This is a genomic window from Sessilibacter sp. MAH1 (assembly GCF_054658315.1).
In genome coordinates, this window is the sequence record NZ_BAAGIC010000021.1 from 31,698 (window position 1) to 54,968 (window position 23,271).

The following is a 23,271-nucleotide window of genomic DNA, read 5'->3' on the forward strand; positions in this document are numbered from 1 at the left end:
TATACTTATGCACTTTATGCGAAAATTACGTAAATCCTTGAGCTACCAAGCAGATCGCTCCAGACACTGTGATCATTGTGAACCTCAATCTTGAGCAGTCTTTTGCCTCGTAATTCGCACCACTCTATCAATCAGACCCAAAGGTAAACTATGACCAATATTCACATTAAAACCCCAGAAGAAATCGCGAAGATGCGAATCGCAGGCAAAATGGCCGCTGATGTTCTGGAGATGATAGGTGAATACGTGGTGCCCGGCGTAACAACCGAAAAGCTCGATCAAATCTGCCACGACTATATTGTTAATGAGCAAAAAGCTATTCCGGCATGCTTGGGCTACAAAGGATTTCCTAAATCAATCTGCACCTCGGTAAACCAAGTAATTTGTCACGGCATTCCGTCTGATAAGAAAATCCTCAAAGAAGGCGACATCATTAATATTGATGTCACCGTTATTTATGATGGTTATCACGGCGACACCAGTAAGATGTACAACGTCGGCAAAGTTGCTCCACATGCCGACCGCTTGGTAAAAGTAACTCAAGAGTGCTTATATAAAGGTATTGAACTGGTAAAACCGGGCACACGTTTAGGCGATATCGGCCACGTTATTCAGCAACATGCTGAGAAAAACTATTACTCGGTAGTACGTGAATACTGCGGTCATGGTATTGGCAAACAATTCCACGAAGAACCGCAAATTCTGCATTACGGCAGACCAGGCACAGGCATGGAACTGGTTGAAGGTATGGTTTTCACCATCGAACCCATGATTAACGCCGGCAAACCTCATACTAAACTTAAAAAAGATGGCTGGACCGTAGAAACCAAAGACGGTCGCCTATCAGCGCAGTGGGAGCACACCATGGCCGTTACTGCTACCGGCGTTGAAGTCTTTACTACTCGCTCAGAGGAAAGCTTTTAGTGTCGATTCCACACTTCGAAGAACCCCTGATTTTTTTTGATCAGGAGAAGTTTCGCCACAATTTAGAATCTAGCGATAACAAGATCTCCGTGTTTAAGGCGGCGATCTCGCAAACCAACGCTCATTTTGATCATCGTTTTTCCCAAGGCGATCCAATTCGTCGCCTTATCTACGAACGTGCATTATTTGTTGATTGCCTGCTGCATTATGCTTGGCACCAATTTGAGTGGAGCGAGCAATGCGGCCTTATCGCTGTTGGTGGATACGGTCGCGGTCAGCTGCACCCCTACTCGGATATCGACATTCTGATACTCTTTGAAGAAGACAACATTGAGTCTGCCAGTAAAAGCATTGAAGGCTTTGTAATGCTGTTGTGGGATATTGGTTTAGACATAGGCCACAGCGTACGCACTATCGAGCAATGCACCAAGCTTGCGTCTAACGATATCACGATCATTACCAACCTTATGGAATGCCGCTCGATTGTTGGTAAACCGCACTTAGTGTCTATGCTCAAAGACGCCGTCAGCCCAGATGTTGTTTGGCCTGCGAGAGAATTCTTCAAAGCCAAACTTGCCGAACAAGAAAAACGCCACCAGAAGTTTAATTTCACCGAATACAACCTTGAGCCAAACATCAAAAACGCGCCCGGTGGCTTGCGCGATATTCAAACTCTGGTTTGGGTTACCAAGCGCTTCTTTGGCGTCGATTCAATCAATCAATTGGAAGGCCAAGACGTTATTACCTCCAGAGAGCTTTCTATTCTTAATGGCGGTGAAGAATTTCTTTGGAAGGTTCGCTACGGCTTGCATCTTTTAGCGGGTCGCCCTGAAGAGCGACTGCTATTCAATTACCAAACCGAATTGGCAACCATGTTCGGCTACAGCAATTCTGAAAAACGTTTGGCTGTAGAGCAGTTTATGCAATGGTATTACCGCGTTGTCTTGTCTCTGCGAGAGTTGAACGATGTCTTGTTGCAATTCTTGAGTGAAGCCATCTTAGATAAAGGTGTGCCGGAAGAAATCATACCCATTAATGATCGCTTCCAGCTCAACAACAACTTTATTGAAGTTACCAACAACAAAGTCTTTGAGCGCTACCCATCGGCGCTTCTCGAAATCTTTGTACACATGGGCAATAACCCGAAAATACAGGGTGTTCGCGCCAGCACCATTCGCTTGATCCGCGCCAGCAGAAATCTCATTGACGATGAATTTCGAGCCACACCACTGCATCAAAGTTTGTTTATCGCCATTTTGCGCGCGCCCTTCGATCTATTCACCTTATTGCGACGCATGAAGCGTTATGGCGTATTGGGTCGATACCTACCAGAATTTGGTCGCATTACCGGCCAAATGCAGCACGATTTATTTCATATTTATACGGTTGATGCCCACACGCTACAATTGGTGAAAATGCTGCAACATTTCTCGCAAGCCGAGAGCAAAGATTCATACCCAATCGCCCACTACATTTACCGCAATTTGCCCAAACCGGAATTGCTTTACATGGCGGGTCTTTATCACGATATCGCCAAAGGCCGCGGTGGCGATCATTCACAATTAGGCGCTAAAGACGCCTACGATTTTTGCACGCGCCACAACGTGAATCGCCGCGATACCAACCTAATTGTGTGGTTGGTCGAAAATCATTTGATGATGTCTTCGGTCTCCCAAAAACAAGATATTTCCGATCCCGATGTTATTCACAATTTCGCCATAGAAGTTGCCGACCAATATCGTCTCGACTATTTATACACGCTCACCGTCGCCGATATGAACGCCACCAATCCAACCATTTGGAATAACTGGCGCGCCAGCCTTATGCGACAGCTGTACATGGAGACCAAACGCATACTGAGACGTGGTCTCGAAAACCCGGTTGATCGACAAGATTTGATCGACGAGACCCAGCAGTCCGCTTTGGCCAAGTTGGCCGACAAAAAGCTTTCAAAAGACAAAGCGTTAACCATTTGGGCCGATATCAGCGAAGATTATTTTGTTCGTGAATCGCACATCGATATCGCCTGGCAAACTCAGGCCGTGGCCGATGCCGAAGACCCAAGTCTTGTCGTAGCCTTCAGCCAAACCAGCACTTTTCATGTTGAAGGCGCCACGCAAATATTCATTCGCACCCTTGATCGCAAAAACGTATTCGCCACTGCGGCGCTAACACTTGATCACTTGAACCTAAACATTCAAGAAGCGCGCATTTATACCTCCGATACCGGCATTACGCTGATTAACTTCTACGTGTTGGATCAGCAAGGCAATCCGATCGAGCGCGATAAGAAAACCTTAAAGAAAATTCACGACTCTCTGGTACGTGAAATTTCCGTAGGCCTTGAAGATTCCACCAGTATTCACCGCAGAACGCCGCGCGTGCTCAAGCATTTCCGCATGCCCACTCAAACCTCAATCAATAATGATTTGGTGAGCGGCCAAACCTTGCTAGAAGTCATCTCTCCAGACCGGCCCGGATTACTGGCTCGCATTGGACGTATATTTATCGACTTGAACATTCACCTAAACAGTGCGCGCATTAGTACACTTGGCGAGCGCGTGGAAGACGTGTTCTTATTATCGGACGAAAACGGCGAGCCATTGAGTGACCCAAACGTCTGCGCGCAACTGCAAAAAGAAATTCAAAGTCAGCTGGATCAGCAAACTCAAGAACAAGACGCCAAAGTTCTGGCTTAACCAAAAGATTTTCCCAACATGAATCCACACATCGAGCAGCTGCACAGCTACCCGTTTGAAAAACTCGCGTTATTAAAAGCGGGCATTACACCACCGGCGCACCTGCCGCACATCGCGCTCTCTATTGGTGAACCTAAACACGAGCCACCGGCTTTTGCGTTAGAAGCCATCGCGAATAATTTAGAGTTACTGCGCCAATATCCGGTAACCAGTGGCACAGAGGAGCTTCGCCAAGCTTGTGCTCAATGGTGCGAACAGCGTTTCGATCTGCCAAACAACAGCGTTAAGATCGCAAACGTTTTAAGCGTAAACGGTACCCGCGAAGCTTTGTTTGCTTTCGCACAGGTGGTTGTGGATAACACCCAAGAATCACCGGTCATTATCTCCCCCAATCCTTTTTACCAAATTTACGAAGGCGCAGCATTGCTGGCAGGCGCCGAACCTTACTATTTAAATTGCCGTGAAGAATCGGGTTACTTACCGAATTTAGATGAAGTACCCGAAGAGATTTGGTTGCGCTGCCAACTTTTGTACCTATGCACACCCGGCAATCCAACCGGAGCTATAGCACCGCTGGACTATCTGGTTAAGTTAATTGAGCTGTCTGATCGCTATAACTTCGTCATCGCCAGTGACGAATGCTATTCAGAAATCTATTTCGATAATAAACCTGCTGGCGTACTGCAAGCCTGTGCGAGCATGGGTCGGCTGGATTTCAAAAATTGCGTTATTTTTCAAAGCTTGTCTAAGCGCTCTAACCTGCCGGGATTGCGCTCTGGCTTTGTTGCCGGTGATGCGACCATTATTGCCAAATTTTTGAAATACCGAACCTACCACGGTTGTGCGATGCCAATGGTTGCACAAAAAGCCAGTACAGTCGCATGGCAGGACGAGCTGCACGTCGAGCAAAATCGTGAAGCCTATCGCCAGAAATTTTCTCAAGTCTTACCTCTATTAAAGACCGCGTACGACGTACAAATGCCGGATGCCGCGTTCTTCTTTTGGCTAAAAACGCCCATTGATGATCAAGAATTTGCCAAACGGCTTTTTGCCGAACAAAACGTTACGGTTTTGCCGGGCAGCTATTTGGCCAGAGAATCCAACGGTGTCAATCCGGGATCGCACTATGTGCGCATAGCTATGGTCGCAGAGCTAGATGAATGTGTAGAGGCCGCGCAACGCCTGGTTAAGTTTGCAAAAAATCTAGATCAAAAGTAAGCGATTACATACTTATGAATTTGGATACCGAAAATACTTCATCAGCGAGAAATCTCACCAAACCAGAGCGAGTTGCGTTTATTTTACATCGCCTTAACGAGCTTTATCCCGAGCCGCCTATTCCGCTGGGCCATACCGACTCCTACACTTTGTTGGTGGCCGTACTATTGTCTGCACAATGCACCGATGAACGCGTGAACAAGGTGACACCGGGACTCTGGAAGCTTGCCAACAATCCGTTTGATATGGCCAAGCAATCAGTTGAAGACATCCAAGCCATCATTCGCCCTTGCGGATTGTCACCTCAAAAAAGCAAAGCCATTTTAAAGCTGTCGCAAATTTTGGTAGAAAACTACGACGGCAAAGTACCGGGCGACATGGAAAAACTCGAACAGCTACCCGGCGTAGGCCATAAAACCGCGGGTGTTGTTATGGCGCAAGCGTTTGGCGTACCGGCATTCCCAGTTGATACGCATATTCATCGTTTGGCGCAGCGTTGGGGTTTAACCAACGGCAAAAATGTGACTCAAACCGAACGCGATCTCAAAAAGCTCTTTCCTAAAGACTCTTGGAATAAATTGCATTTGCAGATCATTTATTATGGGCGCGAATTTTGTAGTGCTCGGGGCTGTGATGGACGTGTCTGCGAGATATGCACAACCTGCTATCCAAATCGCAAGCATCCAAAGAAAGTTCTAAAACCGTAAATTAGCTTGTAACTCAACTTGCAAACGTGAGCAGCTCAAGCTTTTTTGCTATGCTTGCGCACCTTTTTGATATCTGCTTTTTGACCACAGAAAAAGGCTCGCCCATGACAACGCTGTACGGCATTAAAAATTGCGACACCGTAAAAAAAGCCCGTAAATGGCTCGACGAAAATAGCATCGATTATTCATTTCACGATTTTCGCAGTGACGGAATTACCGAAACTCAAGTTAACGAGTGGTTACAAGAACTCGGCACTGAGAATCTAATCAATAAACGCAGCACCACGTGGAAGCAATTGTCTGATACCGAAAGAGATCGAGCTTTCGGTGACCAAGCAGCCCAACTACTTTGCGCGCACCCAACGCTCATCAAGCGCCCGCTACTGGATACCGGTAAACAACGATATGTTGGCTTTAAAGCTGAACAATATCAGCAATGGCTCGCTTAATTACAGCTCTTCAAAAGATTAAAATTACATTTCCATAAATGCAGGACGAGATAATGACGACACTTTTTAGCCTAGGCTTCGGCGTAGGAACGCAAAATTCAAAAGGCGAATGGCTTGAAGTCTTCTATCCAAAACCCTTATTAAATCCAAGCGCTGAAATTACTCAAGCAGTTAGCTCGGCATTAAATTACCAAAACGGTAATCAGGCTATCGAGTTAACCAGCGATCACATTAAAGCGGTTTCAGAAGCTTTAGCATCGCTAGACAGCGAACTGGCTGAACTTGTTTTGCAGCTTGACCAAAGTACTCGCCCAGTTGTGGCAACACTTTTAGAAACCGATGCCGAACCGAAAACAACGCCAGAGGCTTATTTAAAACTGCATCTGCTTTCACACCGCTTGGTAAAACCACACAACGTTAATTTAAGCGGTATGTTTGCAGTATTGCCGAACGTGGCTTGGACCAACGAAGGCGCCATAGATCTTTCTGAATTATCGGAGCGTCAGCTCAAGGCTCGCCTAAACGGCCAAATTCTCGATGTCGATTGCGTGGATAAATTCCCGAAAATGACCAACTATGTAGTGCCCACCGGCGTTCGTATCGCCCACACCGCGCGCGTTCGTTTAGGTGCTTATATTGGCGAAGGTACCACCATCATGCACGAAGGTTTCGTAAACTTTAACGCAGGTACCGCTGGTAAGAGCATGATCGAAGGTCGTATTTCTGCGGGCGTGATGATCGGCGAAGGTTCCGATTTAGGCGGCGGCTGCTCAACCATGGGCACACTGTCGGGCGGCGGTAATATTGTTATTTCTGTGGGGGAAGGTTCGCTACTGGGTGCTAACTCTGGCATTGGTATTCCATTAGGCGACCGCTGCACCGTTGAAGCTGGCCTTTACATCACCGCCGGTACACAAGTCACCGTACTTGATGACAAAGGTGATGTGGTAGAAGTTATGAAAGCGCGTGATCTCGCCGGTAAAAATGATTTATTGTTCCGCCGCAACTCACAAACCGGCGCCGTTGAATGCAAAACCAATAAATCAGCCATCGAATTAAACGAAGAGCTGCACGCTCATAACTAATCGTATTACAGAGTTAACAATGAGGCTCTAATTTTTTGGAGTCTCATTGAATAACAAACTATGGTGAGTTTTCTGACAACTCTTTTTAAAAAGCATCGCAACAAAAACGTTTCAATAAAAGTATTTAAACTCAGCACTGACTCTAGAACCACTGACTCTAGAACCACTGAATAACTCCATCATGATTTAATTAGCTGGCAGAAATTGGAATTCATAACCTCTATTGCTGTTCTCTCATTAAATGGAAGATAAGCGAATAAAATGGCCACAGAGTTTCAGCTGCTACCAGTGAAATAATCTTGATTAATGATTAACTAATATTTGTTCTCTGCTCTCGTTTTCTAAGTATCAATTACCCCCGAGAATTTTATGTCAAACTACTCAGCTACCGTGCAACTTGCTCAAGAACTTATTCGCAAACCGTCGATTACTCCCGACGATGCAGGCTGCCAAACGTTAATGATTGAACGTTTAGCCGCAATTGGCTTTGACTGCCAAATTCTGTCTTGGGGTGAAGGAGACGACAAAGTAGATAATCTTTGGGCGGTGCGCGGTGAAGGCGGCCCTTTATTCGCATTTGCAGGCCATACCGACGTAGTACCGACTGGCCCAGAGGAGAACTGGACATTTCATCCTTTCGAAGCCGCAATTCACGAAGATATGCTGTACGGCCGCGGCGCTGCCGACATGAAAGGCTCACTCGCGGCCATGGTTACAGCCTGCGAGCGCTTTGTAGAAAGCTACCCAAATCACAAGGGTCGTATCGCATTTTTAATCACCAGTGATGAAGAAGGCCCTGCCGATTACGGCACGGTCAAAGTTGTTGAATGGCTAGAAGAAAGAAACGAAAAAATTACTTGGTGTTTGGTGGGTGAGCCATCCAGTACCGAAGTCGCCGGTGATGTCATTAAAAACGGCCGACGCGGCAGCATTGGTGGCTGGTTAACTATTAAAGGTAAACAAGGTCACGTTGCGTATCCGCATTTAGTAAAAAACCCTATTCACATGGCAGCTCCGGCTCTAGCAGAACTCGCTACCGAAAACTGGGACGACGGCAATGATTATTTCCCAGCAACCAGCTTTCAAATATCAAACATTAACGGTGGTACCGGCGCGACCAACGTTGTACCAGGCCATTTAAAAGTTATTTTTAATTTTAGATTTTCAACCGAATCGACACATCAACAATTAATTGAACGCACAGAAGCAATTCTAAAAAAATATAATTTGGATTATGAGATTGACTGGAATTTAAGTGGCGAAGCTTTTCTTACCGAGCCCGGCACATTAGTGGACGCCATAGTAGACTCAATAAAATCCAACACCGGCATAGACACAAAATTATCCACCGCAGGCGGCACATCCGATGGCCGATTTATCGCCCCAACCGGTGCGCAAGTTGTAGAACTCGGCCCAATTAATAAAACCATTCATCAAATTAACGAATGCGTAAGCATTACCGACTTAGATAACACATCGGCTATTTATGAAGGTATATTAAAAAATCTTCTTGCAGATTAATTTTGCATTTGTTTAGTTAAAAACAAAAAAGGCGAGTATTTAACTCGCCTTTTAACCATCAAATATTGTTACCGAGATTATTGTCGCCCGGAGAAAGAATTAATTCTCTATCCAAATATTTAAGATTTCACAAGAAGGCACTACGTGGCCACCGGCATTCGGTAAATTTGTGGTTGTATTGTAATAAAATCCAACCTTTGAAGACGATGCTCTTGCCGTTAGAAGTAACGATAAAATTCCATCATCATCTCTATCAAACTTGACTCGTGATTTAGCGCCAGATGCACACTCATCATCAGGCAAAGCATTCGAGAACTGCACAAAATAACCATGCCCAGATTGAATCGAACTAACAACAACCCATTCAACAGTATTATTTCGAGATAATCCAGCAGATACTGGAAACGAAACCATTATTGACAATATAAAAGCTATACCGCGGTTCATTAAACTCCCCAACTTAAATTTATTTATGTTTATTAAAAAATAACGTGTACAATTTGGGGATAATTTTGTGAACCAAAACAACCACCACCCCAGATTACAAATTGTATTTCTTTTTCAGCAACTCTGGCGCCTAAAATCATAGCCCGCCCAATTTCAGAAAAATCTGCCGGCAAAACATAACGGTTGGGATTAGCGCAACCGGCAGGATTGGTTACTTGGCTTTGATCGGTAATAATTTCCAAAACATTTTGACCAGTATTACCGACATTGATCATTCTTGTAATTTTAACATTACCTGTATTTTGATTGGCAGCCGCCAAAGAGTAACTACTCAAAAACACACAAGAAAATAATACAGCCCCAAACTTTACAATATTTTTTAACATTTGCTCACGCCCTAAAAGACCACAAGTCTAGCAAAGCATCTGCCGTGAAAGAATTACAACTTAGGAACCTCTGATTAACTCATCCATGATTTAATCAGAGGACAGAAATTGAAAATGTGATTTCCAATTTCTTCACAATTTCAATCACTTACCGTTCTTGAAATTGGCGACACATCCTTGTGTCGCGAGAAACTCTAGGTTAATCAGAGTTTCCCTTAGTTAATTTAAATAAACTTTCGAATTAACTAAAAATGGTAATTTCAGATATACTAAAAATACAAAAACCACCAAATGGTGGTTTTTTGATTGGAAATAAGAATGTCGGTAGAAATTTTTTCGTAAAATAATACGCAAGCGATTAATTGGAACCAACCGCGATATTTTCAACAAACGGAAAATTAACAACATCTAAGTTATCTTCTTCTGGATTATCCAACAATGCATCGCAGGTAAACGCTAAGGTATAATTTCCAACGGCGACAAATCCAATGGTATATTCATACTCTCCCGTTGCACTGTTAAACTCTACATTGGCACTGGCGATAGGGTCGCCATCGTTACCTTGTACGTCTTGCGGCACAACGTCTTGTGTTGGGAAAAGATAAACCACATTACCCATGTCATTGTTATCGCCATTGTTACAGGCTGGGTCAATAATAAAGGCTTCATCAATTACACCAGTTAAATTTACCGCCTGTAACGCATCAACAATTCTCAGCGTAGGGCGCAGCATATAATCGCCATTACCGGTTATGGTAATAGAGCGACGCAAATCAAAATCGACCGTAAAGTCAGAAACACCGCCAGCAGCTAAAGTAAAACCTCGGTTTAATTGCAAACCACTTTGAGAGCCGCTTGGTACTTCTAACGGAAACTGCTGCCCCTCAACTTCAATGAAAGACCCTTCTTCAACAATGCCTAAACGGATAAATTGATAATCACCGGCCAATAGCTCTTGTTCATCTAACAATAAGACGCGCTCACCATTTTGAAAATCTAACAGATCAATGGCCATTGGCTCATCGAATTCGATCGTAGTTCTTTCAGGGCCTTGTAGCGTCACTGAATCGAATACCACGGTTACGGAATCTGCAGAGTCAATAGGAGCATCAGTGATACCTAACGTTAGTGAACCTGTACTTACGTTATCGGTACCAGATCCACCGCCACCACACGCTGCAAGTAGAACAACCGATGAACCCACAAAACCTGCCGACAGAATTTTTTTGATCTTTTCCATTATACGTCTCTTCTGTTAAAACTGTTTAAAATGTCTATCCAGACACGCTAACGGCTAAGCACGCAAAAGGCTTACCGATTTTCGCAATGGATAATACTTAGCAATACCGCACGCGAACCAACTCACAAAACTAAAGCTTTTTCTTAAGAATGTAAGTAACAACACACAACTAAAGTGTTATTTAAACAGAAAACGAAGTATGCAGGCTGCGATACAAGTAACACTATCAATATATTATTTTTGAATACACAGGTAAGAAAAATTTAGAGACGAAGAATTGATAAACAGTTTGAAATTAATACAATTAAACTTTACGAATTTACACGCCAAAACAATAATTAGCGCCAACTAAAGAACCAACGTAAGTAAAAGGCATTTATCAAAGAGCTGTTTTTAAGCAGCTCAAGCAATAAATTAGATTACATAAATAAAAATTAAAACATAAGTTCACACGCTCAATTTTATAATCAACGTTTCTTGATTCGCTCAATTACTAATGGAAAATACAATGCAAGAAACCAAAGAGAAAGACATTAAAGAAAAGATTAATAAAATCAGCGTAGAAATGATTGAGAAAGCAATACAGGACGCATTATCGTTTATTGAAGACGACGATTTAAAAATTGTATTCGAAAGCGAATTCTCTTACCGACGCAATCAATACGGCGAAGAAAAAATACATTTCTCAACAAAAATTGGCAGCAAACCAAAACCTAAAAACGACGACAATATGGGCTCTATAGGTTGGTAAAAAAGAAAGCCTACAGATTTTTACTGTAGGCTTTTGTATTGATTTCTATAAGAATCACCGAAACCCTAAAATACCTTTTAGTCATTTTTGGGTTTTTTATAAAAATATTCTTTTTTTACATCACTGGCCAACAAATCCCAGCATTCTTGAAAAGTTACTGGAGGTTCGCCGGGTCTTCGCGGTTTTAAGGGAAGATAATCTATTGGCCCACGCCAATAATGTTCATTAATTTCGTAGGCTTCGTATATATCAACGTGTTTAAATTCTTCGAAAATTACTGGGTTTTCGAGTGGTTCCATGTCAAGCCATTCTGGAGGAATCCACGGTGACTCTACATCCAATACATAACCGTGGTAACGGGCAATTTTTAGATGCAACATTGCCAAGGGGGTAAACAATCCTCCTGCACCGAAATAAGCGTCGTCATGAGCTTTTTTAAGTGCAGGCGTTAATAGCTTGCGTACAATTGCCTCCATAGTTTTTACATCGCCATTAGCAATTGCGATATCAAATTTCCAATCCCATAGATCGGCCTTACGCATTAGTATTTCAGGGTTAGCAACCACAATTTCGGCTCGCTCAAGCACCGTTTCCCAATCAGCTTGCAATACCAAGCGAAATTGAATACCACGCGCTGTATAAGACCCTAGTGTCATGGCATCGGGGGCAGTTTTTGGTACTTCATTATAGCGATTAAAACCTGGAACCAAGTGTTGACTGTGCCAATGAATGCCTTCCATATGGTTAGCCAAAAGGGCGGGTAGAATCCATTGCCCCAATGACTCTGCGTAATACGCAGATAAACGAGCGTGACGTGCAATATTCAAAATAGAATGGTGCAGCATATTCAAACGAAAAGCGTTAAGGTCTTTTTCAAGAAACCAGGAACGCCAAGCTCTATTCAGATAAGCCATTGAGACCCCCATGAATCTTTGCTCCATGGCTCCTGAATAATCTTTCTTTAACCAATCTCGTTGCGACGCTAAAGCACTTTGAAACCAATCATCTTTAGACATGTGACCCAGTCTTTCAAACCATAACTCTATATTAGGAAGATACTCTTTTTTAGTTGCCATAAGAATTCAAACTCACTTTTATTGAGAAGTCATCGATTAAACGAACTTCACGGTGATTAAATTAATAAAACCTTAATTTCATCTTTAATAGGCAGAATTATGTATCGCCAAAAAAATCATGAATACTGCTACAAAAAAGTAAAAAAAGACTTGTAAATCATACTTTTATTAATACATTAAAGCGGCACATAAACCAACTAACAGGGATTAATTATTCGTACAATTAACCGATTTTTTGGCTTTTTTCAGATTTTTTTAATGTCTCAGCAACGTTTCTATTAACATGCAAAGTCACACATCGATGACGCCTAATTACAGCCTAGGCAAACTATCGATGGTTTAATAGTGGGGGATTTTTGATTGGTTTATCTACGATTAAATCAGAGGGTAGAAATTGAAAGTGTGATTTGCAATTTTGTTACAACATAAATCAATGACTGTTTTCGAAATTAACAACACGTCCTTGTGTCGCGGGAAACACTTGGTTAACCAGCGTTTCCTCTATTTTTCAACACTAGATTAGATCGAGGTTAATAACTATCGAACAGCGCTTTTATGGCCCTGTTTGATAAGTTTCACCGGTAATTTTCGAAACATCACTTTCATAAGTTACATATATCTTAACCTGGAGGCTGGTAGTGACAATAAATAAAAAACTAGCAATGTTTTGGACTGTAAATTTTATAAGACCTTCCTCTTCTTAAACACCGTAGCTAATTCCTCTGTTAGATAGATACTCTTCTACCTGCTCAATAGAGGTTCCAACAGGCAAATCTTCACGTATCTGAGAGACAAAGGTTTCATAGTTACGGAGATTCACTTTAGAAGGTTTAATTCGCTTCTCAGTGATTGCGCTAGCCTGTTGCATCAGTACAACACTCACAAACATTAAAAGAAGGACAATATATTTTTTCATTACAAACCAGATCCATGTGAAAGTTGTGTTTGAGAAGAGCAATAATGAGCAATAAAGGACAACCTCAGATTATAGTAATCCGTAAACAATTAAAAGCGCACACGGTAACCTAAGATATTAACCCAATACCTTTATACCAACGTTTATTGTCTTTTGCGGATTTAATCTTTAAGGTTTCTTTTGAACCTGCATTTGAAGCATATAAAGAGGAGAAATTTTTAACGTGTGTAATCCACTGTTCTAGATTAAGCCCAAGAGTGTGGATAGTTTTTTCGGACGCATCGGAAATAAAACCACGCTTGTCTTCACGAATACATCGCCCGGTAGTTTCAACCAGCTCTAAGTAATCTGCAAATGTTATTGGGATGGCATCAGTAAGATCAGTGTGCACACTGCCATGAAATGGTTTTATGTGAGATTTTGGCGGAGAATCTAATTGAAGTAATTTTTCTGTTTTTTGTTGTTTTTTAACTTTTGATTGAATTCGTTTTTGATTACTTTTTGTTAATTTGAGATTGATTTTTTCCTCAGAAGTATCTGAATTTTTTTCCTGTTTTGAATTTTTATCGGTTGTATTTTTAGCGTTAACAAAATCGAAAATACGCTGCTGGATGGAGGTAAAATCACTATCGATTAGATCATCGGCGATGCCTGCACGGACTGGATTTAAATCAACATAGGCCATACACGTGAGCAACGCTTGCTCATCCAGCAATGCCTGAGATTTAAAGCGTCCTTCCCAAAATCTACCTTTGCAATTGTCTTCTTCGTTTGCCATTCGAGCAATAGTTTCATTCACGCCCCGCATAAACCAACTGATTGAGGTTAAACGTTCACGCCATTGCTCAATAATGTTTTCGGCTTTTTTAAGTTCTGACTTAGACATCTCTGCACGAAAGGCAATCCACTTTTGAATTAATTTATCGCCTTTGTACAACTGCAACCAACGCTCGACTACCTCATCCAAACTCCATGTCTCAGCACGACGTTTATCCACATGCAAAATTACGTGGTAATGATTGCTCATCACTGCGTAAGCACAAATATCGATAGCGTAAACGTACGATAAAAAACGAAGACGAGAGACCAACCACTGTTTGCGGTGATCAAAATTCTCGCCGGTTTCGTGATCATCGCCACACAAAAAAGCACGGCGCACACAGCGAACCATGCAATGGTAAAACGGCGTGTCGTCGATGGAGACTTGTTCGGAACGAGGTTTAGTCATGGTTTGGGATTATGGCAGAGGAGAAAATCAAAGTCAATTTTATGGATGTCCTATTTATTCTTTCCTATTTATTCTGCACGAAACAATCCACTTTTGAATTAATTTATCACCTTTGTACAACTGCAACCAACGCTCGACCACCTCATCCAAACTCCAGTTTTCGGCACGACTTTTATCCACATGCAAAACTACGTGGTAATGGTTGCTCATCACCGCGTAAGCACAAATATCAATGGCATAAACATAGGATAAAAAACGAAGACGAGAGACCAACCACTGTTTGCGGTGATCGAAATTCTCACCGGTTTCGTGATCATCACCACACAAAAAAGCACGGCGGACACAGCGGACCATGCAGTGGTAAAACGGAGTGTCGTCGATGGAGACTTGTTCGGAACGAGGTTTAGTCATAGTTTGGGATTATGACTAAGATTGGAAGGAAAGTCAATTTTATGGATGTCCTTTTATTTAGTATTTAGTGGTAAAACGGAGTGTCGTCGATGGAGACTTGTTCGGAACGAGGTTTAGTCATAGTTTGGGATTATGGCTAAGATTGGAGGGAAAGTCAATTTTATGGATGTCCTTTTATTTATTATTATTAATCAAAGCCGGATTTGAGATTGATTCGCCGGTGAAGGTCAGAGTGATGGACGGATGTTTGGTACTGACTAGCGAACCTTAACTGTAAAAACTAAAAAGGCACTCAATAATTTTTAACGAGTGCCTTTCCTACTTATTGAGTGTTATTGATTAAAAAGTGTTGGAGCCAAAAAGAGCAAGGCAACAACCGGATATTGTAGAAGCAGATAAAATCTCGCCGTATCTAGCTGAGCTTTAACTCCTTCTTCTATGTCACTTTTTGCATATGATTTAGTCAAAAGGCATATAAAAAACTTAACATCTTTGAGCAACATATAATTCGTGAGTCTACTTTCCAGAACTGTAAGCCCAATAAGTTTTTGCTGGTCAACACTGATACTTGATATACGCGAGAGACTCCTCAAGTATTGAGTTAATAAAAACCCCTGAATACCAAGCAAACAAATAAATATCACGCCAAACACTAGAAATCCCCTTTGGTACCTGTTTGAAAATTAAATCCAGCAGCAGTCCCTATAGATGTACCAAAACTCCAATCCTGATAGTTAGTTTCAATACTTATGCAACCAACAGCACAAAATTCGACAGACTGAAAAAAGCCGTTTATATCGCCTGTAGAATAAACATCACCGCCAATACTACCCACAGGATTCAACATCACTCCTTTGTTAAAGGTAATTTCATACCCCTTATCACCATTCAATTTTGTAGTTCCTTGAACTGTAGCCCCCGCACCATATGCACCTTCAAATCCAGCCTTAATAGTTAGGTTTTCTTTAGCACTCGTTGCTAAAGCATCCACTACTTCACCTACTGGCTGAGAAACTTCCTCATTCCACCACTTAGGAAACTCTTTTCTAATAATCTTAAATGGATTCAGGCTTCGCCCCTTTTGTGCAGAAGGATGGGCCGCCTGATTAAATACAAACTGGTAAACCGCTGTAGTTGCACCGTTTGTGAATTTGCCGCCCGTTGCTTCGCTCGTTACTCCGCCGGCTACTACTGCAAATACAAACTGCTCCTCCAGAGTAAAGCCAGCATTTTCAGCATAATGCCCCGCGGCAAAACTAATGCCGGCCGAAACAAATCCGTGACCAAATTTCCCACCCTGCAATTCAGAGATTACCCCACCTGTAAATTGATGCGCTAACCCATGATAAAAACCACCTCTACGCGTATAAACACTGGATCCTTTTGCTCCGTCAAAGTAATCCCCTATGCTATCAAAAGCTTTCGCAGAAGCATACGACTGGACCCCTGCTTTTAAAGAGTCTTTAAATGATCCACCGGCTGCAAACGTATTTCCAAATGTTGAAACAGCACAACCTAAAGCATTACCTAGGGTACAAGCGGCTATCTGTAAGACCTGCCTGAACTCTGGAATAGCATTGGCAATAGCCTCTCCTAATATTCCATTAGTAAGAGCGCCAACCAGTTTATCTAGGAAAAAACCCGTTGGGTCGGTAGCATTCAAAGGGTTGTTATGAACATAAGAATAGCGATTGTATCCTTGGGTGCTATCGACACCATCAACATTCGGATCTGCCTGTAAAAAACGACTCAACCGCGCATCATAAATTCGACCGTTCATATGAATGACACCAACTTGGTCTACAGACTCGTGCCCTGTAAATCCTTTAGTGGTGTATTGATTATTAATATCTGCAAACGATATGAGTGAAATATTGTCGAGACGAACGCCATCAGCCGTTGCACGCCTTGCACCCCAGGCATCAAAGCTCTGTTCTTGAACAATTTGTCCGTTTACATCAGCAATAACATCGGTAGATCCAAGATGGTCGGTAAGAATATTGCGTGTTACCGCACGAGCAAACTGATAATTACCGTTAGCATCAAGATTATAATCCTGTGTAACTAGAACCGATCCATTGATATAACGACGAATTTCGCGACTATTATCCGGTTTGGTTAGTATTTCAATAGCGCCAATATATAGCGTTGTTGTAATCTCACCATCATTATTATCAACACGCTTATAACGGCTACGATCCGCACCATACTCAAATTCTGTCGTGTGATCACCTTTGGTAATTCGAGTTGGTTTATCGAAACTTGAATACACAAATTGGCGGTCTACTGTACCGTTTACACGGTGAGAGAGCATATTGCCATTGTTATCGTAATCAAAAGCTTCGGTTGTTCCACCATTATTAATTTCGCAAACCGCATGTGGTCCAGCACCATTTAGACAGGCACCACCGTATTTATAATTACCTACACCGGTTTTTGACGTAGTATTACCAAATAAATCATAGACATAATTTTGGCGTGTTCTCCCAGAAACTTCTGACCAACTGAGTCTGTTCAACTTATCGTAACCAAAACTTTCTACAAGGTTTTTATTACCGCTTTTTTCTGTTCGAGATATTAGATTAGAAAGAGCATCCCAGTCATACGATAAATCTTGTGTTCCAAAAACACCTAATACACTCGATTTAACGTTGGTTAAAAAACCAGTTTCGGCTGCGTATGAGCGATTTGTTACAACAGCTCCTTGTTTGTACTGATTGACATTGCCTCGCGCATCCATTTGAGTTGCTAGATAATATATTTCGTTAACATTTTGTACGTTGCTAATCTTATATAAATATCCATTTTTGTATTCATACTGCATACTATTTTGAGTTTTTGCCGCATCTGCACTCTGGTAATTGCGCCCATATACATCGAACACAGTACGCTCAAAGAATTCTTCATCGTCTATCTTTGTCTTTACCTCGTTCACACGACCAAGACTGTCATACAAATAGTCTTTTCTATAAGTTACTTCTCCAGAGGTATCAAATAACACCTCATAATCCATTTTTGATCTGCTATTACCTGAATTATTATTGTTATAGATCCATTGGGTAACCCCATCTGGATCTGTCCGCTTAATGTTGCGGCCTAAGAAATCGTATTCAAGGCTTACAATGTCCCCATTAGCATTTACTTGGCTAGTTAACTCTTTATAACCATTATAATGGTAAAACCAAGTACCTTTATCGGGATCATTTGTCTGTAATTTATTACCATAGTTGTCGTATTTATTTTCAATTACATAAGAAGTAGATCCGGAAGAGGTACTTGTTGATTGAAGATCACCAACAGCGTTGTATTGATATGATATGTTTGTACCTTCGTTATCAATGACTTTAATTAGTTCGCCCAGTACATTGGTATATTCTATTCTTTTTTGATTTAAAACATTTGTGTCGATTTTAGAAAAACCAACGTATTCTATATAGCTATTTCTTGGGTTGTTCGCATAATCTGGTTGATCCATACGAACAACATTGCCAAGCACATCGTAATAATAGTCGGTCCAAAATATTTCACTGTTAGCTTTATATGGTTCTGACTGACGAGACATTCTCCCCAAAATATCATACTCGGAGAGGCTATAACTCCAAGTTCCATCTAAGAGTTTTTTTGCGGTTTTTATACTGTTACCAACTTTATCTATACACTCAAACGATTCTGCCTCATCCACAGAAAATACATTAATTCTATAAACAGCACCGATAGGACAGCCTTCTGGTGCAGATCTATATGTAACGGAGAAAGAACCTGTAGGGCTATAAATTAAATAATTCTCTCCGAATTCTGTATATTTACTCTGACTCAAATTCCCAAGAATATCTTTCATCTTTGTGGGTTGTCCATGAACATCCCACGCAATGTATTCATCAGTCACCTGTCCATAATGATTGGACATTTTGTTCATATAACGACCGTTAACAGAATAGGAATATGCAGAGACTCTCGCATTTTCACCCGTTGATTCAGTGGTATTTTTTATTTTATTACCATATATATCGTATTCATATTTTGTGGTTAACGTGTATTGATCACCTGTCTTAGTTTCTTCGACACAAAGCAATCCATACATATTTTCTGGCCCATTGCAGCCAAAGCCATAATATGAAAAGTTAGATGTTCTCGTAATTTTAGGAATATTGGAACCCGATCTAGAATGCTCAACTGTTGTTGATCTTAGACGCCCTAATTCTCTAGATGTATTGGTTAAACCATAATCATTACGAGTATAAATTGAATAAGTATTACCATCTCCGATTGTTGTTATTGTTATTTCGGTAGGATTTCCATAGTCATCAAAGACGCTAAGAGTATCTACTTTCTTTACAATCTCCGAAGACACAGATAAACCGTCTTTGAAGTTACTGGAAACTTTGTATGAAATATCTTCCACTTTTTCAATAAAAGGTTGATAGCGAATACCATCTAATCGCACACTTTTCTTTGTATTCCATAAGTTGCTAGAACTACTTAAACGTTGCGTATTATAAAAACTTTCCGTTTTTATCGGGCTGCCTGTATAGGGGTAATCCTGCCTATAAGTAGTGGTTGTTTCTATTCCGGTTTGGTGATCCAGCGTGGAGAGCTTCTTATATCCTAAAAATCCACGTCCAGCAGCTTGTAATTTACTCTGCTCATAAAAATATGACACTGTTGCAAGAGAATCTGGATTATTAGCCGTTGGAGCGCTACTGGAAACATATGTAACAACAAAGTTAGGACTCTGATTTTCCAACACCGGAGCCATATCGAAAGCTTCTGACTGAATGTTAGGTAAACCAGCAAAAGGGTTATTCAACGCTGCGTAAAAATTTGCCGGGTTCAAAGTGGTTTTTACGCGAGTGAAGCAATTATCTAAAGCACCGTAAGAATTATCGACTACAACACATACTTGTTGGTTAGTGGTGGAATTTACAGCGCCAATATTTAACCCCATATAGTGGCCGGAAGAATGTGATAATTCATAATTCACATATGTTTTAGCGCCGAGCCCATCCGTAAATTTTTTGATAACGTGATTTGTAGGACCAACATTTTTATTCTTATATATTTTTAAAGCTTGCTCACTTTGGTCAAAGTGGATCAAATCGCTACCACCAGCTCCATCAAGATTTAAAAAGAAATAGCGATCATCATCATCATTTGCAGTAATAAAGTCAGCCGATGAGGTTGAAACAGATTTTTGATAGGGAATAGTTGAGCTTTCAGTATATGTATATTTTTCGTTTGTTAAATTTCTAGAATATCGAGGAATATCATCGGTCGCAGCTGAAAAACGTTGCTCTGACGGAGACCAATACTTAACTTTTAATTTTGATGCACCGAAATCGTTATAAATAAAATCTAAATAACCTTCATTATTAAAATCGGAAAATTGCGCTAAACTATCAACATTACTTTCTTTACCGCCAATTAGAAACATCTCGGACTCATATCCGACGCCTGTTCCCAATTTCGCTGACCAAACATAATAATCCGAGTCTGTTTTGTTAAACGAAGCAATATCACTAACTCCGTCAGAGTTTATATCTGTTGCTAAAACTCTTACCTTGTCATCATTATCATTGTAGGCATGTTTATCCAATAAACGACCAATATAAGACAGAGAATTAGAATCGTCAGAAAAGGTATATGCAACATAATTTTTAAGTTTAAAACCACGGTCCGCACATCTAACGCCCGACGGTAAATAAGGTGATTTTGTAGTTGTTGAGTTTGCTGAGAGTGTTCCCGACGATATAGAGGTTAAAGAATTAGTCACTTTCAACGGATGGGTGCCGCCACCACCAGGAGGGTTGTAATCTACTGCCTCATCAAAATATCGCTCAATAGAAAAAACAAGATCAATTCGACCATCAGCATTATAATCACCAACTGCACCTGGATACAGTTTGACAGTACTAAATCCTTGAAGGTATTGTAATTCATTACAGTGAGTATTTACTTCTGAAATTGTTGGACCACCAGTTATAGAAATAGGATATGTAGTTGGTGAGGAGGCAAATTTGTAGTACTGACTCGAAGTAATAGAAGCGCCCGACTTGATTAAAGGGTATACATAAAGATTACCTTCGTCGTAGTATAACGCATCGGCCAATCCATCAGAGTTGACATCTGCGAATACGGTATCCTCGTCGGCAAAAGGGAAAGAGATATTCGACTTCTCCACCAACTTCCAATTGCCAGAGATGTATTCGGACAAAAATAATGTCCAACGCGATAGAGATTCAGCGTAGATCATAACATCCGACCTGCCGTCTGAGTTGTAGTCTAAAACTTCAAATTTTACCTTGGAAGAACCAACGTTATCAGAATAATACTTTTCTTCGGGAGCGCGAACGAGGGATTCGCCATCAGAAATAGCATAAGTAAAATATTGGCTACTAAATCCACCAGAGGCGCGAATATAAGCTAAATCAAGGTCTCCATCACCATTAATGTCCAATGGTTTATAATCGAGAAATTTAGTGGTAGGTAAGTTGTATAAATTTTCTGACGAATAACTAAGTCCAGTTATCGGATATTGCCATTCGAAATTTGTGGCACTTCGACAAGTTAATTTTTCATCATCTGTACATTCTTCAATTTTAACAACGCGAGAGTAATCAATATTAACGTGATCGTAGGTTAATATATACTTACGAATTAGTGTAGAATTCGTATTTACATTAATTTCTGTCAATCTGTCAGATATTTCGGTCTTAAATCCCGCTGTATAACCAGTAATTTTATCATAAGGACGTTTTTCGTAAGAAAACTCCAAAAATGAATGATTTAAATTTGAGGAACCGTATTCTATTTTGGATATTTTCTGACTAAGTCCAGTATTTTCGTATTCAAAATCTATTTTATTTCCAACACTATCACTGAATTTACTTATAGACCAACTTAACGTTTCTCCCGAAATATTGTTAAATAAGGAACTTAAATTATTTCCAAATTCTGTTGAAGAACCATCCTTAGATTTCATAACGAAATAGGCAGGATGACCTAATTCTCCTCCTATAGAAATTATGGTCGCGAAACTATCAATTTCTGTTTTATAAGTTGCACCAACCTCACCATATTTCGATCCAGACTGCAATAGAAGCCTCTGTCCATTTAAGCAAAATCTGTCGTTCTGACTCCACGTGATAGGCGCCGAATGACCATCAACAGCCATAGATTGCCTACATCTACTTATAGATGACAACCCCCCCAGACTCCACCCCAAGCCTAATAAACCGTTACCACTCTGCGAGGAATAATTTAAAGAAATTTGAGGTGAAACGCCAGCTGTCCCCGGAGGAGTATATATAGAAATTGCGTAGTTCGCGGCACCGCTTTCGCTAACGCGAAACTCGGCGGCTATCGGTGCAAAAGAATCAGACTTATTTAAAACATCACTACTAACCAGTCCTTCCGCAAGTCCGATTGTTCCTGGTGTTGGTGGTGTACTTAAAACGTCATATTTATCTATATCTGCCACTAAAATGGGGGCAGAGGTATTTGGGCTACCTAGAAGCGCGATGTTGGTAATAATGTTTTGACTTTCACCAACGACCAAATCTAAAGAACCGTCTTCGTTGTAATCATATACAACTGCATTTGGCACTAAAGTGAAATTAGTAAGATCGATATCCTCCACCACAAAAGGATCGTAATAGAAGCCGTCGCCGCCTTGCAGAACGTAGTTGTCTGCAAGCTGAATACTTAAAGGAACAAGCACTTCACCATGAATGGGGATGAATGAGTCTTTCGCTGATAAATAAATATCGTCTATGCCGTCACCATTTTGGTCACCAACATATACATCATATTCAAAGTTCTCAAAATCAATAGCTGTGGCGTTAAATGCCAGTGTGCTTAGGGATGCAAAAGCAGCCAACTTAAACGCGCGATAGAGTCCAGAAAAATTCATCAAAACATTCCAAGGTGAAATTTTATGTATTTCGTAGCTCAAATTAGAGAACTTAACACTTTTGTATTAAGCGCTTATTAGAAGTTCTTTGAGTCACATATTTACAAATATATATTCTGTGAAGAATACAATAATCTGTAAATTGATCTCAAGACAAGAAAGCGTAAAGACAGTTATTTTTAAAACTTTCTGATTTAATAAAGATTATGATCAAATTTTTATTTGCTTAAATAAACTTAAGTACTACATTTTTCACGTAATTGAATTATTGCAAACACGTTGACGACGCTTTATTTTTGAACAC

Annotated in this window: 16 protein-coding genes and 1 pseudogene; 9 read left to right on the plus strand and 8 right to left on the minus strand. The window is 40.9% G+C overall.

What is annotated here, in order from left to right; translation table 11 throughout:
* Window positions 1-150: 150 nt before the first annotated feature.
* The 7 genes from map (at window position 151) to dapE (ending at window position 8,603) form a co-directional block, all read left to right on the plus strand.
* The gene (gene map / locus ACYQ28_RS17315) at window positions 151-924 is read left to right on the plus strand and encodes a type I methionyl aminopeptidase (RefSeq protein WP_460052213.1); all 774 of its coding nucleotides are present in this window, start codon (window positions 151-153) and stop codon (window positions 922-924) included.
* Window positions 924-3,623, plus strand: a complete 2,700-nt coding sequence (locus tag ACYQ28_RS17320) for a [protein-PII] uridylyltransferase (protein WP_460052212.1) — start codon at window positions 924-926, stop codon at window positions 3,621-3,623. The genes map and ACYQ28_RS17320 overlap by 1 nt, the downstream gene beginning before the upstream one ends.
* 18 nt (window positions 3,624-3,641) lie before the next feature.
* Window positions 3,642-4,841, plus strand: coding sequence for a succinyldiaminopimelate transaminase (gene dapC, locus ACYQ28_RS17325; protein ID WP_460052211.1), 1,200 nt, complete (start codon window positions 3,642-3,644; stop codon window positions 4,839-4,841).
* A 14-nt stretch (window positions 4,842-4,855) separates the two neighbouring features.
* On the plus strand, window positions 4,856-5,548 hold the full coding sequence (gene nth / locus ACYQ28_RS17330; protein ID WP_460052209.1) for an endonuclease III: 693 nt from the start codon (window positions 4,856-4,858) through the stop codon (window positions 5,546-5,548).
* Window positions 5,549-5,652: 104 nt separating this feature from the next.
* On the plus strand, window positions 5,653-5,997 hold the full coding sequence (locus tag ACYQ28_RS17335) for an ArsC family reductase (RefSeq protein ID WP_460052208.1): 345 nt from the start codon (window positions 5,653-5,655) through the stop codon (window positions 5,995-5,997).
* 53 nt (window positions 5,998-6,050) lie between these two features.
* Complete coding sequence (dapD, locus tag ACYQ28_RS17340) at window positions 6,051-7,082, plus strand: 2,3,4,5-tetrahydropyridine-2,6-dicarboxylate N-succinyltransferase (RefSeq protein ID WP_460052206.1); 1,032 nt, start codon at window positions 6,051-6,053, stop codon at window positions 7,080-7,082.
* A 369-nt stretch (window positions 7,083-7,451) separates the two neighbouring features.
* Entirely contained in the window at window positions 7,452-8,603 is a 1,152-nt protein-coding gene (gene dapE / locus ACYQ28_RS17345) for a succinyl-diaminopimelate desuccinylase (RefSeq protein ID WP_460052205.1), read from the plus strand.
* Window positions 8,604-8,702: 99 nt separating this feature from the next.
* Here dapE and ACYQ28_RS17350 read toward each other — a convergent pair whose 3' ends face one another.
* The 3 genes from ACYQ28_RS17350 to ACYQ28_RS17360 form a co-directional block, all read right to left on the minus strand.
* The gene (locus tag ACYQ28_RS17350; protein ID WP_460052204.1) at window positions 8,703-9,050 is read right to left on the minus strand and encodes a hypothetical protein; all 348 of its coding nucleotides are present in this window, start codon (window positions 9,048-9,050) and stop codon (window positions 8,703-8,705) included.
* Between the two features lie 32 nt (window positions 9,051-9,082).
* Window positions 9,083-9,436, minus strand: coding sequence for a hypothetical protein (locus tag ACYQ28_RS17355; RefSeq protein WP_460052202.1), 354 nt, complete (start codon window positions 9,434-9,436; stop codon window positions 9,083-9,085).
* Between the two features lie 358 nt (window positions 9,437-9,794).
* Entirely contained in the window at window positions 9,795-10,676 is an 882-nt protein-coding gene (locus ACYQ28_RS17360) for a DUF4382 domain-containing protein (protein ID WP_460052201.1), read from the minus strand.
* 508 nt (window positions 10,677-11,184) lie between these two features.
* On the opposite strand from ACYQ28_RS17360, the gene ACYQ28_RS17365 reads away from it, so the two are divergent.
* A complete protein-coding gene (locus tag ACYQ28_RS17365) occupies window positions 11,185-11,427 on the plus strand; it encodes a hypothetical protein (protein ID WP_460052199.1) in 243 nt (80 codons plus the stop codon).
* A gap of 77 nt (window positions 11,428-11,504) precedes the next feature.
* Here ACYQ28_RS17365 and ACYQ28_RS17370 read toward each other — a convergent pair whose 3' ends face one another.
* The 4 genes and pseudogenes from ACYQ28_RS17370 to ACYQ28_RS17385 all read right to left on the minus strand — a co-directional run.
* Window positions 11,505-12,503 carry a hypothetical protein gene (locus ACYQ28_RS17370; RefSeq protein ID WP_460052198.1) on the minus strand — a complete coding sequence of 333 codons (999 nt, stop codon included), beginning with the start codon at window positions 12,501-12,503 and terminating at the stop codon, window positions 11,505-11,507.
* A gap of 700 nt (window positions 12,504-13,203) precedes the next feature.
* A complete protein-coding gene (locus ACYQ28_RS17375) occupies window positions 13,204-13,419 on the minus strand; it encodes a hypothetical protein (protein WP_460052196.1) in 216 nt (71 codons plus the stop codon).
* A 109-nt stretch (window positions 13,420-13,528) separates the two neighbouring features.
* Entirely contained in the window at window positions 13,529-14,563 is a 1,035-nt protein-coding gene (locus ACYQ28_RS17380; RefSeq protein ID WP_460052248.1) for a transposase, read from the minus strand.
* Window positions 14,564-14,731: 168 nt separating this feature from the next.
* A pseudogene (locus ACYQ28_RS17385) lies at window positions 14,732-14,974 on the minus strand (alpha-amylase family glycosyl hydrolase); the annotation flags it as partial.
* A 250-nt stretch (window positions 14,975-15,224) separates the two neighbouring features.
* Here ACYQ28_RS17385 and ACYQ28_RS17390 point away from each other — a divergent pair.
* A complete protein-coding gene (locus ACYQ28_RS17390; protein WP_460052195.1) occupies window positions 15,225-15,329 on the plus strand; it encodes a SymE family type I addiction module toxin in 105 nt (34 codons plus the stop codon).
* Window positions 15,330-15,710: 381 nt separating this feature from the next.
* Here the strand turns inward: ACYQ28_RS17390 and ACYQ28_RS17395 are convergent, their stop codons facing one another.
* Entirely contained in the window at window positions 15,711-22,967 is a 7,257-nt protein-coding gene (locus ACYQ28_RS17395; protein WP_460052194.1) for an RHS repeat domain-containing protein, read from the minus strand.
* Between the last annotated feature and the right edge of the window lie 304 nt (window positions 22,968-23,271).

Bases quoted from the DNA above. Each gene is read 5' to 3' on its own strand.
- map (WP_460052213.1), top strand. From the start codon at position 151: ATGACCAATATTCACATTAAAACCCCAGAAGAAATCGCGAAGATGCGA.
- ACYQ28_RS17350 (WP_460052204.1), bottom strand. From the start codon at position 9,050: ATGAACCGCGGTATAGCTTTTATATTGTCAATAATGGTTTCGTTTCCA.
- ACYQ28_RS17390 (WP_460052195.1), top strand. From the start codon at position 15,225: ATGTCCTTTTATTTATTATTATTAATCAAAGCCGGATTTGAGATTGAT.
- dapC (WP_460052211.1), top strand. From the start codon at position 3,642: ATGAATCCACACATCGAGCAGCTGCACAGCTACCCGTTTGAAAAACTC.
- ACYQ28_RS17370 (WP_460052198.1), bottom strand. From the start codon at position 12,503: ATGGCAACTAAAAAAGAGTATCTTCCTAATATAGAGTTATGGTTTGAA.
- ACYQ28_RS17375 (WP_460052196.1), bottom strand. From the start codon at position 13,419: ATGAAAAAATATATTGTCCTTCTTTTAATGTTTGTGAGTGTTGTACTG.
- ACYQ28_RS17335 (WP_460052208.1), top strand. From the start codon at position 5,653: ATGACAACGCTGTACGGCATTAAAAATTGCGACACCGTAAAAAAAGCC.
- dapE (WP_460052205.1), top strand. From the start codon at position 7,452: ATGTCAAACTACTCAGCTACCGTGCAACTTGCTCAAGAACTTATTCGC.
- ACYQ28_RS17365 (WP_460052199.1), top strand. From the start codon at position 11,185: ATGCAAGAAACCAAAGAGAAAGACATTAAAGAAAAGATTAATAAAATC.
- dapD (WP_460052206.1), top strand. From the start codon at position 6,051: ATGACGACACTTTTTAGCCTAGGCTTCGGCGTAGGAACGCAAAATTCA.
- ACYQ28_RS17395 (WP_460052194.1), bottom strand. From the start codon at position 22,967: ATGAATTTTTCTGGACTCTATCGCGCGTTTAAGTTGGCTGCTTTTGCA.
- ACYQ28_RS17360 (WP_460052201.1), bottom strand. From the start codon at position 10,676: ATGGAAAAGATCAAAAAAATTCTGTCGGCAGGTTTTGTGGGTTCATCG.
- nth (WP_460052209.1), top strand. From the start codon at position 4,856: ATGAATTTGGATACCGAAAATACTTCATCAGCGAGAAATCTCACCAAA.
- ACYQ28_RS17355 (WP_460052202.1), bottom strand. From the start codon at position 9,436: ATGTTAAAAAATATTGTAAAGTTTGGGGCTGTATTATTTTCTTGTGTG.